The sequence below is a fragment of the Algoriphagus confluentis genome, from assembly GCF_036245625.1.
GTDB lineage: Bacteria > Bacteroidota > Bacteroidia > Cytophagales > Cyclobacteriaceae > Algoriphagus > Algoriphagus confluentis.
Window position 1 is genome coordinate 13,849 of record NZ_BTPD01000008.1, and the last position, 15,305, is coordinate 29,153.

A 15,305-nucleotide genomic window follows, 5' to 3' on the forward strand; every position below is an offset into this window, starting at 1 on the left:
TTCCAAACTTTGGAAAAGTGGATTCCCTAACTTGAACCCATGAATCACCTGATCCAACTAAGACATACCCTCCACCAATTCCCAGAAACCGCTCTTGAGGAAAGACAAACCGCTCAGCGGATTTTAGAGTTTTTTCGACCTCTTGCCCCCGATCAGACCTACCAAAATTTGGGAGGAACAGGTCTAGCTTTCCTTTTTAAGGGGAAAAAACCCGGCAAAAGGCTGCTCTTTCGCTGCGAACTGGATGGATTACCAATAGAGGACTTGAACCCGAGCGATCACCAAAGTCAGATTCCCGGCAAAGGACATCTCTGCGGACACGATGGACATATGACGATTCTTTGCGGTTTGGGTGAAAAACTAGCTCAAAACCGACCTGAATCCGGAGAGGTCGTGCTTCTTTTCCAGCCGGCAGAAGAGACTGGAGATGGAGCGAAAGCTGTCCTTTCGGATTCCAGATTTGAGCAAATACGACCTGATTTTGCCTTTGCACTGCATAATCTACCCGGCTATCCGCTCCATCAGGTGGTGATGAGAAAGGGAACTTTTGCCGCAGGAAGTACAGGGATGACCATCACACTGACCGGCAGGACCTCTCATTCCGCCCATCCGGAAGCCGGTATCAATCCCGCCGAGGCACTTGCGAAACTGATTCAAGAATTGCCCAAGTTGCCTCAGGAGGCAAATGGCTTTGCTTTGCTGACTTTGATCCATGCAGAATTAGGAAGCTTGGCCTTCGGTACCAGTGCGGGTAAAGGAAGCCTGAGTATGACTCTGAGAGCCTATGATCAGCAAGACCTGGACGAACTGATAGAAAAAGTAAAGACCACAGCTGAAGCCATTGCCACATCCGAGCAATTGAAAGTTGAATTCTCTTTTGTCGAACAATTTGCAGTTTCGGTCAACGATCCAAGTTTGTACCCAGAGGTGGAGAAAGCCGCCAAGGGTCTTGGTTTAAGTTTGATCGAAAAGTCAGACCCCTTCCGTTGGTCAGAGGATTTTGGCTTGTTTTCCCAGATTTGTCCATCCTTTTTGTTTGGTTTGGGTGCAGGGGAAAATTGCCCACAACTCCATGAAGGAACCTATGATTTTCCGGATGAAATGATTGAGACGGGAGTGGGCATGTTTTGGAGCCTTATCAAAAATTCCTAACAATCACCCTTTTTTCAGAACTCAGGAAACGTTTCCCCTACCATCCTCCACCAAGCGCCTTATACAACACGGCATAACTGCTCAGCAATTCCTGCTTGGTGCCTGCATAGTTGAGCTGGGCGTCAAAAGCCTGCCTTTGGGACTCCAAGTATTCCAAATAGCTGGTGACACCCTGATTGTATCGCTCCTGGGAAAGGTACTGCGCCTTGACCGCCGCTACCACATGTGCCTCCCTCGCGATGAGTTCTTTTTTCAGGGAGCGGATGTTGGCCAAGGTATTTTCCACCTCCTGATACGCATGCAGGACTGTTCTTTCGTAAGCCAAAATGGCCTGCCGGGTCCGGCTTTCTTCGATATCCACTTGTCGCTGCAAGGCTCCCCAGTTGAAAATCGGTCCAGCCAAGGAAGCCCCGATATTCCAGGAAGCACCATTACTTCCAAGCGCTGAAAACTGGGTTCCTGCCACGCCGATTAGCCCGCTGAGAGAAATATTCGGCAGTCGGTTTGCTTTGGCAGCCCCGGTGACCGCATTCTGCGCGATGATTCCCTGCTCCGCTGCCAAAACATCGGGGCGTCGAGCCAGCAGCTGCATGGGCAGTATCTCAGGAATAAAAATATCCAAAGACTGCTCTCTCAGTGGAATTCCTGCCTCTATGCTTCCCGGAATATCCCCGGTGAGCACGCGGATCAGATTTTGGGTCTGAACAATCAGCCTTTCCCAGATAGGCACACTTCCGGCGGCTATAGCAGTCTGGATTTGAGCTTGATTGAGATCGATTTCGGCTATGATTCCTTTTTCAAAGCGGGCTTCGATGATGGTCTCCATGCTGTCCCTCAGCGCCAAGGTTTGCTGGGAGATTTCCAGACTTAGTTGGTACTCCAAAAGCTGAAAATAGGCATTAGCCACCGTACTGACCAAGCTGAGTCTAGTCGCCCGATAGCCTTCAGCCGAAGCCAAGATATCCGCACGTGCGGCTTCGTTGAGTCTTCGGAATTTACCCCAGAAATCAAGCTCCCAACTCAATGACCCAAAGCCTGTTAAGAGATTGCTGGTTGGGATGGAGTTGTTAAAGGCAAAATTACCCCTGCTGGCACCGGCACTGTAGCCCACTGCCGGGAGCATTTGGCTTTTTTGGACGGCCAAGGCACTTTGGGCTTGCTGAATGGTCTCCGCTGCAATCAGGAGATCCTGATTTCTTTCCAAAGCCTTTGCCACCAAGGTATCCAAAACCGGATCCTGAAAAAGATCAAACCAAATGATGTTTAGCGTAGAATCCAACTCAAGGGTATCTACCTTTACCTCTGAAATCGTTTGGGAATATCCCGGATCATTTTGTTGAAATCGATCCGTGACCGGCACCGTCACCCCCTGATAATTCTGTCCCGACTTACAGGCAGCCAACAAAAGACCTGCAAAGAAAATTAAGCTTAGCTTCTTCATGGCTGAGTGGATTTAATTTTTTGAAGGTCTCTTTTCTCTTCATACTTGGCTAGCTTCCCTACCAATACAAACAGCATGGGATAAAAGAACACCCCAAGCAGAGTCGCTACCCCGATTCCTCCCAGAAGGGCCATTCCCATGACCTTTCTCGCTTCTGCCCCGGAGCCGGATGCTAAAATCAAGGGCAAAACCCCAAGGATAAATGAGAATACCGTCATCAAAATGGGTCTGAACCTGAGTTTGGCAGATTCCACTGCGGCATCGAAAAGAGTAAGCCCTTCGTCAAACTTAATCTTGGCAAACTCGACAATCAGGATGGCATTTTTAGCCGCCATTGCGATCAGCATGACCAAGGATATCTGAGCGAAAATATTGTTCAGATAAGCTTCATCGACCAATCGAGCCAAGTAGAGAAACAAGAATGCTCCAAATAAGGCAAATGGAGTACCCAAAAGAATCGCGAACGGCATTGACCAGCTTTCGTACTGAGCCGCCAAAATCAAAAAGACAAAGAGAAGAGAAAACGCAAACACTATTCCCGCCTGTCCGGAGGCTTTTTTCTCCTGATAGCTCATGGCATTCCAGCTGTAGCTCATGTCATCCGGCAATACTTCTGCAGCTACTTCTTCCAGGGCATCCAATGCTTGGGCAGAGGAAAATCCGGAAGCAGGAGTCCCGGTGACTTCTGCAGAACGATAGAGATTGAAGCGGTTGGTATAGTCTGGACCCGCAGTTTTTTTGACCCCGACAAAACTGGAAACCGGAACGGACTCTCCTTCACTGTTTTTGACATAGAAAAGTTCGAGGTCATTTTCGTTTTGACGATACTCAGGTTCGGCTTGAACATAGGCTTTGTACAATCGCCCAAACCGATTGAAATCATTCACATAGGCCCCTCCCAAAAATGCAGCAAAGGTGGTGTAGACGTCATTCATTCGAACTCCTGTTTTGAGCAATTTGTCCGAATTGATCTCGATGGAGCGCTGAGGGACGACCGCTTGGAAGGTCGTAAAAGCCGAAGCGATTTCAGGCCTCTCCTGAGCAGCTTTGATAAATGCATAGGTGTTTTGAGCTAAATAGGCCGGGTCTTTTCCTCCCTTATCCTGAATCATGATGCTGAATCCGGAGCCATTACCCAAACCGGGGATGGCCGGTGGGCCAAAGCTGATCGCCATTCCTTCTTGGATTTCTTTGGCAAAAATCCGGTTCAATCGAGCCTGCATTTCCCGGGCAGTGGTCTCTCGCTCGTCCCAAGGCTGTAGGGTCAGAAACATAAAGCCGGTGTTGGGAATAAAAGCATTCGCAAGCAAACTGAATCCAGAAAGACCCGTTGCATACTTCACCTCAGGCTGGCTGAGGACAATCTGCTCGATCTTTTTCATCACCGCATCCGTCCGCTGCATGGAAGCGGCATTAGGTAGCTGCAGGTTGATATAAATGTAACCTTGGTCTTCTTCAGGCAAGAACCCTCCGGGAACCATGGAACCAAAAATCCCAGGAGCAACCAAAGAGATCAGAATGTAGAAGGCTCCACGTTTGAGTTTTCCGGCAAATACTTTCGTAACACCTGTATAGCTTTCGGTACTTCGGTCAAACCAGGCATTGAATTTCCCAAAAAACCTCCCCAAGAACCCCTTACCTGCTGCCTCGGGTTTTTTCAAAAGCAAAGCACAAAGCGCCGGGCTCAAGCTCAGCGCATTGATCGAACTGAAAATTACCGAGATAGCAATTGTGATTGCAAACTGCTGATACAACTTGCCGGTAATCCCGGCCATAGCAGCTACCGGGACAAACACGGCCACCATAACCAATGTGGTCGCGATAACCGGGGCAGTTACTTCCTTCATGGCGTGCGTGGTCGCATCTTTGGGACTCATCCCTTTTTGAAGATTGACCTGAACAGCCTCCACCACCACGATGGCATCGTCTACCACGATCCCGATCGCCAACACCAAGCCTAGGAGAGAGAGGGTATTGATCGAAAATCCCAAAAGTGGGAATACCATAAAGGCCGCAACAAGGGAAACCGGAATCGCCAAAGTAGGGATCAAGGTCGCTCTCCAATCCTGGATAAAAAGGAAAACGACCAAAATCACCAAAACCAAGGCGATGATCAGCGTTTCGATGATCTCATTGATTCCGGCTATAATGGGCTCGGTAGAGTCCAGAGAGACATCATAGGCGATACCTTCCGGAAAACCTGCCTTCAACTCTTCCATAGTCCCGATCACTTCCTCTGCCATAGCAACTGCATTGGACCCAGGCGATTGGTATAGGGCAATGATCGCACATTCTTTTCCATTGAGGCGGGTGAAGGCATTGTAGGATTCTACGCCCAGCTCCACCCGGGCAATATCTTTAATCAAAACCTGACTTCCGTCAGAGCCAGACCTTACGACCACGTTTCCAAATTCTTCTTCAGTCACCAAACGATCCGGAAGCTTCACGGTGTAGGTGAATTCCGTCCCGGCTGGAGCTGGTTCTGAGCCAAATTTCCCTCCCGGAGCGATTACGTTTTGCTGACGGATCGCATCGGTGATTTCCGGAATGGTAATCCCCAACTTCGCCAATCGATCCGGTTTGACCCAAATACGCATGGAATAGTCACTCGCTCCCAAAACCACCACCCGTCCGATTCCTTTGAGTCGGGCCAGTTGATCCTTAATGTTGATGCTGGCGAAATTGCCCAAAAACTGCTGATTGTAAATTTCCCCGGGAGAAGTGAGAGTGATCAGCATGAGAATATTGGGCATGGACTTTTCGGTCTTCACTCCAAGTCTTTTCACCTCTTCAGGGAGCTTGGGAGTAGCTGCTGCAGCCCGGGTCTGGGTAAAGACTGTATTCATATCCGGATCGGTGCCCAGATCGAAAGTCACATCCAAAGCCAAAGTACCGTCATTTGCATTGGTGGACTTCATGTAGAGCATGTTTTCCACTCCGTTGATTTCCTGCTCCAGCGGAGAGGCCACCGACTGCTCTACGGAGATTGCATTGGCTCCGGTAAAGGCAGTACTAACTCTGACCACAGGAGGGGTGATCGCAGGATATTGCTCAATAGCCAGTCCCAAAATGGATATCCCTCCCACAATCACCATGAAAAGTGCAATGACTATCGCAACAATGGGCCTTCTGACGAAGAAGAGGTGTTGGTTTTCTTCCAATTTGCTCATGGCCTCAGTCTTTGTATTGAGATTCAAATTGGAAAGGAACCGGCTCGATCACCAGTCCCTCGGCCACTTTTTGCAAGGCCTCTAAAACTACCTGATCTCCCTCCTTTAGTCCGGAATCAATTAAGTAGTAATCCCTGTATGGGCCTAGAATCTGCACCTCCTGTTGCCTGACTTGATTCCCTTCGCCCACCACAAAAACAAAAAACCGACCCTGAAACTCATTCACAGCCCGCTGGGGAATGATTACCCCGTTTTCTACAGATCGGATAGAAGCCCTCACTCTGGCAAATTGACCGGGACGAATCAGGCTTTCAGGATTGGGAAAAGTGGCCTGAACCAAAATGGTCCCCGTATTGGCATCGATCTGACGATTGATAAAGTCCACATAGCCTTCGTGATTGAATACACTTCCATCTGCCAGAATAAGTTTGAGGGGCTGAGATCTTTGGGCTTGATTGTGATTTTCCTGATACTCTCTGAAAAGCTGTAGATAGTCATTTTCTGAAAGGAAAAATTCCACCCTGACCGAGTCAATGATCGAGACTGTATTTAAGATAACCGGGTTGGGGTCGCGTCCCACAAATTCTCCTACTTTAGCATTGGTCTTGCCGATCAATCCGCTAATGGGTGACTTGATACTGGTATAGCCCAATTGGATATTTTGAAAATTCACACGGGATTGGGCTGCCTCTACCATGGCCTCTGCTGATTTTTTCTTACTGATGGCAGCGTCCAGATCTTTTTGGGAAATAGCATTGATCTCCGCCAGAGGCTGGTACCTCGCCAAATCATTTTCTGCCTGGGTCAGAGAAACCTTGGCCTCGGCCAATTGGCTCATGGCCGTGTTGACATTTTCTCTCAAAGGGTCAGGATCGACGGTGTAGAGCAAATCCCCTTTTTTTACCATTCTCCCTTCCTGAAAATGGATTCCCTCCAAAAACCCTTCCGTCCTCGCCCGGATGGGAATGTCCATCTTGCCATAGATCTGTGCCACAAAGTCTTTTTCCAAATTAACCTTTTGACTGATCACATCAATCACATGGATTTGGGGCGGTGGGGGGGCTTGGACGGTTTGGTCTTTTCCGCAGGAAAAAAGTAAAAGAGTCAAACCAATGGCAGCGAATCTTGATTTCATGGAAATGGAATTTTTTAAATTCTCTGGTAATTTACCTGAAAAAGCAAATTATCTTAGCCAAACCCCATTCCTGATTCCATTTACCAAGTGTTTTTTCAAAAAATTCATACAAAAAATCCCGAAGATCTCTCTTCGGGATTTCATTTTATTTTTTGCTCTGGGCTTTTTTCATCGGATTGTCTCCCATTGAAGCTCCTCGGACTCCGCCTGCACCTTTGAATAGTTCAAAGCGTGTGGGCTGATACTGTCTTGGCCAATAATTGCTACTTTCGTCGATGTCAGCAGTCTCCCGCTTGGGATCAAGTACGAAGCGAACCACTTCTTTTTGCTTAGCAAAAACTTTGGTCACCTGAGACTCATTTTTTCTCCAGATTTCTGCTGGAATTCGCTCGATCTCAGAAGTGCCATCGGCATAGTGGAATTCGATAATCAAGGGCATCACCAAACCACCGACGTTTTTGAAGGTCATTTCGTAGAAATTCATGTTGCTGTTGAGCAAGGCTTTTTCCTTTTCAGTCAAGCTAGCCATGAATTTCTTGTAGGCATCCTCATCTTCCGGTGTCACGGTAAATGGATTGTAGCTGTTGTAGAAATCACGGGTGGCCGGGTCGGCTTCGACTACGGTTTGTTCCACGTCAGTTTTATTATACTCTTTGGAAACGTAGGTTTCTTCCCGGTCAAATTCAGCCTTTACATCCGCCTTTTTCTGAGCAGGAGTTCGGTTGTCCAGCTTGTACCAGCTTACATTTTCGATGGAAATATCCACCGGTTCCGTGTCATAGAACCAACCTCTCCAGAACCAATCCAAATCTACAGCGGATGCATCTTCCAGCGTTCTGAAGAAATCATCCGGAGTTGGGTGCTTAAACATCCATCTTCTAGAATATTCCTTGAAAGCGAAGTCAAACAACTCTCTGCCCATGATAGTCTCCCGAAGGATATTCAAAGCAGTGGCAGGTTTGGCATAAGCATTTGGTCCAAATTGGATGATGTTTTCAGAATTGGTCATAATCGGCTCGAGCAAGTGCTTCTCACTTCTCATGTAAGGCACGATTTTGTGAGCTGGACCCCGACGGGAAGGATAATTTCTATCCCACTCTTGCTCAGCCATAAACTGCATGAAGGTATTCAAGCCTTCGTCCATCCAAGTCCACTGACGCTCGTCGGAGTTGACAATCATCGGGAAAAAGTTGTGCCCTACTTCGTGGATAATCACGGAGATCATCCCGTACTTGATCGCATCAGAGTAAGTACCGTCTGCGTCCGGACGTCCATAGTTGAAGCAGATCATCGGATATTCCATCCCGTTGCTCGCCTCGACAGAGATGGCTACAGGGTAAGGATAATCAAAGGAATGTGCTGAGTAAGACTTCAGCGTATGAGCTACCACTTTGGTGGAGTACTGCTCCCAAAGGGGATTTCCTTCTTTGCCGTAGTAAGACATGGCCATCACATCTTTTCCAGCCAATTTCACTGCCATGGCATCCCAGATGAATTTTCTAGACGAAGTCCAGGCAAAGTCTCGGACATTTTCAGCCTTAAATACCCAAGTCTTTTTGCCGGATGCTTTCTTTTTCTCCAAAGCCTCTGCCTCTGCCTGAGTTCGGATGATCACTGGCTCATCGTAGGTCCGCTTAGCCTTGTTCCAACGCTCCAGTTCGGTGGAAGAAAGGACTTCCTCAGGATTCTGCAGTACCCCAGTCGCACCGACCATGTGGTCAGCAGGCACGGTGATCCGCACTTCGTAATCCCCAAAAGTCAAAGCAAATTCTCCTGAACCCAAAAACTGCTTGTTTTGCCAGCCTTCGAAGTCAGAGTACACGGCCATTCTTGGAAACCACTCCGACATGGTGTAGAGGTAGTTGCCGTCTTTTGGGAAAAATTCATAACCCGGACGGCCTCCGATAAATCCCATTCGGTCGGTGATGTTAAAGCTCCAGTCGATGGAGAACGTAAAGGACTCTCCAGCTTTAAGTGGCTGAGGAAGATCCACGCGCATCATGGTCTTGTTGATGGCGATATTCAGAGGATTGCCATCAGCACCTTTGATCGAAAGGATTTTGATATCGTGATCATCCGAGTGCCAGAGAATTCCTTCCAAAGCCCGCATGGACATCCTAGGTCCTATGCTGGATTCGGTCACTTTTGGGGTGTCGGAGTCTTTGCCCCGGTTGTTTTGATCGAGCTGCAGCCAAAGGTAAGTGAGCTGATCCGGGGAGTTGTTGATGTAGGTAATTGTTTCGGAGCCTTTGATCGACTGATTGTCATCATTGAGTTCGACCTCGATCACATAGTTGGCCTGCTGCTGCCAGTACATATGGCCCGGGGCCCCGGAGGCAGTCCGATACACGTTGGGTGTGCGGAGCATGGTGCCGAGTTGCTCAAATCGCACGGCATGGTTTTGCTCGGTATGCTGAGCCAAGAGTGGGGAGATTCCTGCCAGTCCCAAAGCAGCAATCGTGAGTAGTTTTTTAGTCAAATTCATATTCGATCTTTTTCAATTTTCTAATTAACAACTTGATGTCTAAACAGAAAAGAATTCTGTTTTGGGTGGTTATTTTTTACCAAAATTTGGTTTCCAACATCAGCATACAGGCAATACCCAACACAAATGCGGATACGATCAGTGTCCAGTCCTTTCTATTGACCCCGGCTAGGTGCAGAAGAGAAGTCACCACAAGAAATGAGGCGACAATTACGATTTGGCCCACTTCCAGGCCGATATTGAAAGCCAACAGGGGCTGCCAGATACTGGCTTCTTTTCCCAGTAATTCCTTTAGGTAATTGGAAAAGCCCAAACCGTGAATCAAGCCAAAAAATCCCGCGAAGAAGTAATTCAGAGAGACACCTTTCCCATTGGAAGGTTTGGGCTTAAACAGGGTGACCAAGGCAGTAATGGCAATGGTGACAGGAATCAAAAACTCGATGACATCCGAGCGGACATTGACCACATTGAACGTAGCCAAAGCCAAGGTCAGGGAATGCCCGATGGTAAAGGCAGTGACCAGAATCAGGATTTTTTTCCAGTCCCGAGCCACATAGACGGCGCAAAGGGCTAGGACAAATAAAATATGGTCAAATCCGTTGATATCGAGGATATGCTGAAGTCCGAGTTTGAAGTAAAGCTCAAATGAAGACATAGATGGGTGTAAAGCTTCTGAAAGAGTTAAATTGCGGGCAATAATACACCGAAAATCCCAAATCCGGCTTATTTCCTACACCAAATGCAACACGCTTACATTTTCATTCTTTCCGCATGGATGAGCCTGCTTCATCCTTTCTTTATCAGCCTCACCGAAATGCGGTACAATCCTGCTTCCCAAAAAATGGAAATTGCCCAGAAGATCTTTTGGGATGACCTGGAGGTGGCTATGGGAAATGAACTGAAAGAAAAAGTGGATTTTCTCAATCCCAAGGACAAAGCTAAACTGGAAAACCAAATCAAAACCTATCTCCTGAAGCATAACCAAATCTGGGTCAATGGCAAATTGCTCACGCTAAATTATTTGGGCCATGAGGTGGAAGAGGATGCGGCTTGGTTTTACCTAGAGTCATCCCAGGCGGAAACTCCCAAAACGGTGGAAATGAAAAATACGGTGCTATTGGAGGATTTTGACGGGCAGCAGAATATCGTCCATGTTTATTTTCAATCCAAATCGCCCCGAAGTATGCTTTTGGGCAAAGGAGAGGAAAAGGGGAAGGTGGAGTTTTAAAAAAAGATTTTAGACGCAAGACGCTAGATACAAGACCCAAAGAATTTCCCAATCTTTAACTTTTCCAAAGTTCCAAACTTTGGAAAAGTTTTCAATCCAAAGCTCGAGGTCTTTTAGAAGTAGAAAAACAATAAAGCGTGTCAAGTTAAATTTGGATACCAAAAAAGCCGCCAGAAACTCAATTCTGACGGCTTTTACCATTTTACTGTCGGTGTTTTCCAGTACCAAGTTGGGAAAGACATCTAGTCTATACAAATTCCTTTGTAAAGAAAGTACACCCTTTGTCAAACCAGCTTTCTCCTTTTTTGACTGGAATCAGCTCTGCATCAAAAACATCATCTCCTCGATATCCCAGACCTTGGAGTTCATCACTCCCCAAATATTCATCCATTTCCGGAGCTAGATCAATAACCAATTTATGGTGGATTAAGTAAGCAGCATTTAGCACCAAATAGCGAGGGTCGTTGTTTTCCGGCTCTGCAAACTTCAGCTGGGCCACTTGCTCGAGCATGGAAATTGGAGGATACCAAGAGTCCCCGGCATGCTGCCACTCCCGATCTTCTACCTCCATAGGAGTCAAGGGTAGTCTATAAGTAGCTATCAAGTAGGCAAGAAGTTCCCGGGCTTGCGCTTCGGGAGAAAGTTCAGACTCGTATAGTTCGGTTATTTTTCGGTTGAGTTCTGATTCAGATTCTACCCATTCTTCCAGACTGGGCCAAGATTTATGTTCCATAGGTTTCTTTGAAAATAGAAAGGAAAACCAAAGGCTGTCTCATAAATCGTTTCGTTGTCAGCCTGAGCGGAGTCGAAGGCCATTTCCAGCTTCCCGCACAACATTTCCATCTCGAGACTCTCGTCTCTCAAGTGCTCAATGTGACCAACTCTACTTTTTGAGACAGCCTTTGGATGCTGTTTTATTTATAAAACTGTTTTCGAAGACCATTTGGACCACCCCATTCCTCATCAGGGATTTCCAGAGGTTTGAATTCGATGCCTTTGTCCATTTTTTCGTTCTGGAGTTCGGTTTTTAACTGTTCTGATATAATAATGTCAAAAACGCCAAAGCTTCTAAGATGTAGAAAAGGCAATGAGCAACTTTGTTTCATAAATAGTTTAACCGATCTAATCTTACTCAAATGATTAAGCTTGGCTTTTTCAAATTCTAATTTTTCATTGAGGTTTTGAAACTTTATTTCTTCGAATTTTTCACCAAATTCAATGGGTATTCCATTTTCTTCTTTTTCAACCCAGCCTTCACAGAGTTCAAATATTGACCTATCAAAATCTACCTCATCATCGTCAAATTGAATAAAATCAGTTATCCAATAGTCATTTAAAGTTTTATTTCCCTGAATCAGCGGGCAGGGTATGTACCTTACGTTTCCTTTTCTATTTTTTTCAAAGAGTTCTTTACATCTAGAGGAAAGGATTTTTCGGCTTCCCAAATCAGAGGAAGGTAAATAAAAATCTTTCAAACTAGATTTACCTTTAATGATTTGTTTTGGAGAATTTCCAATACTTGGAATACCATCAAAATTCATATACCCTATGATGTTTTTTTCTTCTACTTTAAGTTCCCTTTTCGCACGTTCACACATGATTTGAAGCTGGTAGTATTTTATTTCCATATTACGTCATTAATTTTTCCTCCTGGAGGGAGAAGTTCTATTTTGGATCTAATTTTTGCAATTTCCTGATTTAAAAATAAATAAGCTTGTTCAGGCGTTGCGTTGGGATTTGTAAGATTGTAATTTTCTAATACAGCAAAGACCCTTTGATTATAGGCGGGGTGATTTGTATTTTGGAGTGACGGAACCGCTATACCATTATTAAATTCATTCATATGAAAAGGATTGTCCTTTGCTTTAGCCGCTTTTTGGATTACAGGATGATTGGCATGCTCCAAAGGTAAGATAGGATTAGCAATGGGAAAGAAAAGCCAGCCCAAGACACATTGGGCTGGCTTTTGGGATTAGTTGTAAAACTGCTTTCGAAGACCATTTGGGCCATACCACTCTTCATCAGGAATTTCGAGGGGTTTGAATTCGATGCCCTTGTCCATTTTTTGGTTCTGGAGTTCGATTTTTACCTCTTCTGTTATTATGAGCTGAAAAATTCCTGTTGAAGGAATAGAAAGAATAGAATAAGGGCACCCTTCTTTTATAAAGATTTTATAAGGATTCAACTCATCCATATACCACATTTCATTTAATTCAAACTCTTTTAAGTGGGCTAAACTTTTAAAAGAAAGAATTTCAATGTTTTTTTCATATTTATCTTTTTGGTTACTTTCTCCCTTAATCAAATTTCGATTTACATATAGAAAATTAGATTTGTTGAAATCCACCCATTCATCGTCAAAAATTACCTTATCTGTAATCCAAAATCCATCCATAATCTCTTTTCCTCTTCGAACCGGGCACGGATAAAATTTAATATTTCCTTTTCGGTTGGATTCTAAAAAAGACTTTGCTTTAGATGATACAATCTCACGCATAGTTAAATTCGAGGAGGGCTGGTAGAAGTCTCGAACTTTTCCTGTTCCCTTTATTTGTTGTGTATGGATTTTGTGATTGGATAAGTCTCTAACTTCTCTTTCTTGGGCTCCTAAGATCAAATCCCCATCATTTAATTCAACATCGTGATGAATCTTAGCTACATTATCCATAATAATTACCTCATAATATCTCATTGGAATATCAGATCATTTATTTTTACAGTTGGGTTATCATTGATTAATTGAGATAATTCTTGCATTTTTTCTTGAAGAAATACCATAGCTTGCTCTGGTGTAGCATTTGGATTTCTTGAATTCCACCTGTCTAAAACACCCCTAATTCTAGTATTATATGCCGGATGGCTCGTATTTCTCCACGAATCTACAGCTACCCCGTTGTCGAATTCATCCATATGAAAAGGATTGTTTTTTGCTTTAGCCGCTTTTTGGATTACAGGATGATTGGCATGCTCCAAAGGTAAGATATGATGTGCATGTTTAGTAGGGTCAGTTAGTCCTATGACTCTTCGAAGGTTGGTCCCTCCAAAAAGAATCTCATTTCCATTTTTGGCCCATACATGGGTGATTCTTATGCTTGTTCCGGGAATTATACCTTTTAGTCTAATTGCGCCTTTTATGGTTGTCGAAAATAGGCCAATGACGGGAGTAGCGGCGACTAGACTGAGATTTCCATTCAAGTTATCCCCTTCCAGATAGTAAAGGCCGGCATTGAGTAAGTCTGCAGGAGTACCAAGCCCTTCTATCATTCCGATCGCATCCAAAGTCAGGTGAATTGCCTCTTTAGCAGTCTCATAATAGAGCTTTGTTGAGGACCAAGTGGGATTTTGATTTTTAAGGATCAAATACTTAGCAATAAAGTAATTTTGAAACATTATCCGGATTGGATCCGAAGTAAAGTCCGCCTCTGATTCTGACAATAATCCCTCGACTGAAAGAATAAACCCTAAGTTAAAATTTCCGGACAAGGCCCCATTAACCCCGGCAGAAATGGTAAACATCGCTGCATCTTGATCTAGGTTGGGATCATTCTGTATGGCGGTTTTTAGTTCCGAAGAAAAAGTAGAATTAGTACTCAAATAAGCTAAATGCCACTGCGATAGTGGATATTCCGTGAGTAGGTTATCGATTTGAGATGCATTTCGAGTTAATGTGAAGGCAGGTGCTCCGAAGTCAGAAGCTGAACAATCCATGCACATCATCGAAGATTGAGGTCGGTCATATGCTTTTCTCATCATAGCAGAACCACAGTTTATAGTTACAATTTGGTACTGCCCCGGGCATCCACATTGATGAGTATGACCTCCATCACATGTGCATTTTGACCAACTAACTCCCCAAATGCAAGGTCCTGAATCACCACCCCCCGAAGGAATCGTTGCTATGTTTCCTCCAGAAGACCCACCCCCACCGTTGAATCCACCAAAATTTAAGGTCACTTCATCGCAAGTAACAGGATCTCCATTACTATCAAAAATCCCATCACATCGTTCGAGAAATTCCGGATTGGAGTCATTGAAAAAGCTTGAAAAAGGAAACCGCTTGATGGTAACCCCAGAAGCGAAAATATCTTGGCTTTCTTCAAAGGCCCGATATTGCGTGCTGTCAAACTCGTATTGCAGGATATATTGCTCAAGTACATTATCTGTACTATCCGCCACTAGAACCAAATTAAAAGTGCTGTACTTATCCCCTTTTTCCAAAAAAGGGACCGTATAGGTTCTTCTCTTTAAAGTATCGGTATTGACAAGTGAAGACTCCAGATCAAAGGTAAAATCCGAAAGTTGACGCATTTGGGCCGATTCGATGACATTGAAGCCAATTCTTTTTTCCAGTCGCTTTCCAAGAGACAGAATCTTGTCTTTGGAAACTTGGCTGATTTGATTATGCCCAATCAATTGTTTTGAAGTTTCAGGCTCTTTAGCCAGTTCTTCGAGGATTTGCATTTCACAGCTCCAAAAAAGCAGGATAAATGCGAAAAAGATAAGATTTCTCATAAGGTTTTTAGTTTGAAAATAAGGGGGGGGGGGGGGGATAATGTCAATACCCTATATAGGGTATTTTTAAGGGGTTTTAAAAAAAATAGACCTGTCTGGTTTTCAAAACCTAACTGGCCTAATGGAAAAAAACCGCCAGAAAATTCATTCTGACGGCTTTCAAAAATTAATAATCAACAAAA

The 15,305-nt window shown here is 44.9% G+C and carries 12 protein-coding genes; 2 read left to right on the forward strand and 10 right to left on the reverse strand.

Annotation, left to right across the window (positions count from 1 at the left end):
* The first annotated feature begins 39 nt into the window (after positions 1 to 39).
* Positions 40 to 1,152, forward strand: a complete 1,113-nt coding sequence (locus AAA943_RS12840) for an amidohydrolase (protein ID WP_338224661.1) — start codon at positions 40 to 42, stop codon at positions 1,150 to 1,152.
* Between the two features lie 37 nt (positions 1,153 to 1,189).
* On the opposite strand, the gene AAA943_RS12845 is transcribed toward AAA943_RS12840, so the two are convergent.
* From AAA943_RS12845 to AAA943_RS12865, 5 genes are all read right to left on the reverse strand, one after another.
* The gene (locus AAA943_RS12845) at positions 1,190 to 2,593 is read right to left on the reverse strand and encodes an efflux transporter outer membrane subunit (protein WP_338224662.1); all 1,404 of its coding nucleotides are present in this window, start codon (positions 2,591 to 2,593) and stop codon (positions 1,190 to 1,192) included.
* Positions 2,590 to 5,763, reverse strand: coding sequence for an efflux RND transporter permease subunit (locus AAA943_RS12850; protein WP_338224663.1), 3,174 nt, complete (start codon positions 5,761 to 5,763; stop codon positions 2,590 to 2,592). The genes AAA943_RS12845 and AAA943_RS12850 overlap by 4 nt, the downstream gene beginning before the upstream one ends.
* 4 nt (positions 5,764 to 5,767) lie before the next feature.
* Positions 5,768 to 6,898, reverse strand: coding sequence for an efflux RND transporter periplasmic adaptor subunit (locus AAA943_RS12855; RefSeq protein ID WP_338224664.1), 1,131 nt, complete (start codon positions 6,896 to 6,898; stop codon positions 5,768 to 5,770).
* Between the two features lie 145 nt (positions 6,899 to 7,043).
* Positions 7,044 to 9,383 (reverse strand): M1 family metallopeptidase, encoded by a 2,340-nt coding sequence (locus AAA943_RS12860; protein WP_338224665.1) that lies wholly within the window; start codon positions 9,381 to 9,383, stop codon positions 7,044 to 7,046.
* Positions 9,384 to 9,459: 76 nt separating this feature from the next.
* Positions 9,460 to 10,038, reverse strand: coding sequence for a HupE/UreJ family protein (locus AAA943_RS12865; protein ID WP_338224666.1), 579 nt, complete (start codon positions 10,036 to 10,038; stop codon positions 9,460 to 9,462).
* Between the two features lie 84 nt (positions 10,039 to 10,122).
* Here AAA943_RS12865 and AAA943_RS12870 point away from each other — a divergent pair, with 84 nt between their 5' ends.
* Positions 10,123 to 10,611, forward strand: coding sequence for a DUF6702 family protein (locus AAA943_RS12870; RefSeq protein WP_338224667.1), 489 nt, complete (start codon positions 10,123 to 10,125; stop codon positions 10,609 to 10,611).
* A 247-nt stretch (positions 10,612 to 10,858) separates the two neighbouring features.
* On the opposite strand, the gene AAA943_RS12875 is transcribed toward AAA943_RS12870, so the two are convergent.
* The 5 genes from AAA943_RS12875 to AAA943_RS12895 all read right to left on the reverse strand — a co-directional run bounded on the left by AAA943_RS12875 (position 10,859) and on the right by AAA943_RS12895 (position 15,123).
* Positions 10,859 to 11,344, reverse strand: coding sequence for a hypothetical protein (locus AAA943_RS12875; protein ID WP_338224668.1), 486 nt, complete (start codon positions 11,342 to 11,344; stop codon positions 10,859 to 10,861).
* Positions 11,345 to 11,525: 181 nt separating this feature from the next.
* The gene (locus tag AAA943_RS12880) at positions 11,526 to 12,209 is read right to left on the reverse strand and encodes a hypothetical protein (protein WP_338224669.1); all 684 of its coding nucleotides are present in this window, start codon (positions 12,207 to 12,209) and stop codon (positions 11,526 to 11,528) included.
* A 20-nt stretch (positions 12,210 to 12,229) separates the two neighbouring features.
* Positions 12,230 to 12,559 carry a hypothetical protein gene (locus tag AAA943_RS12885; RefSeq protein ID WP_338224670.1) on the reverse strand — a complete coding sequence of 110 codons (330 nt, stop codon included), beginning with the start codon at positions 12,557 to 12,559 and terminating at the stop codon, positions 12,230 to 12,232.
* 24 nt (positions 12,560 to 12,583) lie between these two features.
* The gene (locus AAA943_RS12890) at positions 12,584 to 13,303 is read right to left on the reverse strand and encodes a hypothetical protein (protein ID WP_338224671.1); all 720 of its coding nucleotides are present in this window, start codon (positions 13,301 to 13,303) and stop codon (positions 12,584 to 12,586) included.
* The gene (locus AAA943_RS12895; protein ID WP_338224672.1) at positions 13,300 to 15,123 is read right to left on the reverse strand and encodes an AHH domain-containing protein; all 1,824 of its coding nucleotides are present in this window, start codon (positions 15,121 to 15,123) and stop codon (positions 13,300 to 13,302) included. Before AAA943_RS12895 ends, AAA943_RS12890 begins: the two co-directional genes overlap by 4 nt.
* Positions 15,124 to 15,305: the final 182 nt, after the last annotated feature.

Bases quoted from the DNA above. Each gene is read 5' to 3' on its own strand.
- AAA943_RS12840 (WP_338224661.1), top strand. From the start codon at position 40: ATGAATCACCTGATCCAACTAAGACATACCCTCCACCAATTCCCAGAA.
- AAA943_RS12845 (WP_338224662.1), bottom strand. From the start codon at position 2,593: ATGAAGAAGCTAAGCTTAATTTTCTTTGCAGGTCTTTTGTTGGCTGCC.
- AAA943_RS12850 (WP_338224663.1), bottom strand. From the start codon at position 5,763: ATGAGCAAATTGGAAGAAAACCAACACCTCTTCTTCGTCAGAAGGCCC.
- AAA943_RS12855 (WP_338224664.1), bottom strand. From the start codon at position 6,898: ATGAAATCAAGATTCGCTGCCATTGGTTTGACTCTTTTACTTTTTTCC.
- AAA943_RS12860 (WP_338224665.1), bottom strand. From the start codon at position 9,383: ATGAATTTGACTAAAAAACTACTCACGATTGCTGCTTTGGGACTGGCA.
- AAA943_RS12865 (WP_338224666.1), bottom strand. From the start codon at position 10,038: ATGTCTTCATTTGAGCTTTACTTCAAACTCGGACTTCAGCATATCCTC.
- AAA943_RS12870 (WP_338224667.1), top strand. From the start codon at position 10,123: ATGCAACACGCTTACATTTTCATTCTTTCCGCATGGATGAGCCTGCTT.
- AAA943_RS12875 (WP_338224668.1), bottom strand. From the start codon at position 11,344: ATGGAACATAAATCTTGGCCCAGTCTGGAAGAATGGGTAGAATCTGAA.
- AAA943_RS12880 (WP_338224669.1), bottom strand. From the start codon at position 12,209: ATGTGTGAACGTGCGAAAAGGGAACTTAAAGTAGAAGAAAAAAACATC.
- AAA943_RS12890 (WP_338224671.1), bottom strand. From the start codon at position 13,303: ATGAGATATTATGAGGTAATTATTATGGATAATGTAGCTAAGATTCAT.
- AAA943_RS12895 (WP_338224672.1), bottom strand. From the start codon at position 15,123: ATGAGAAATCTTATCTTTTTCGCATTTATCCTGCTTTTTTGGAGCTGT.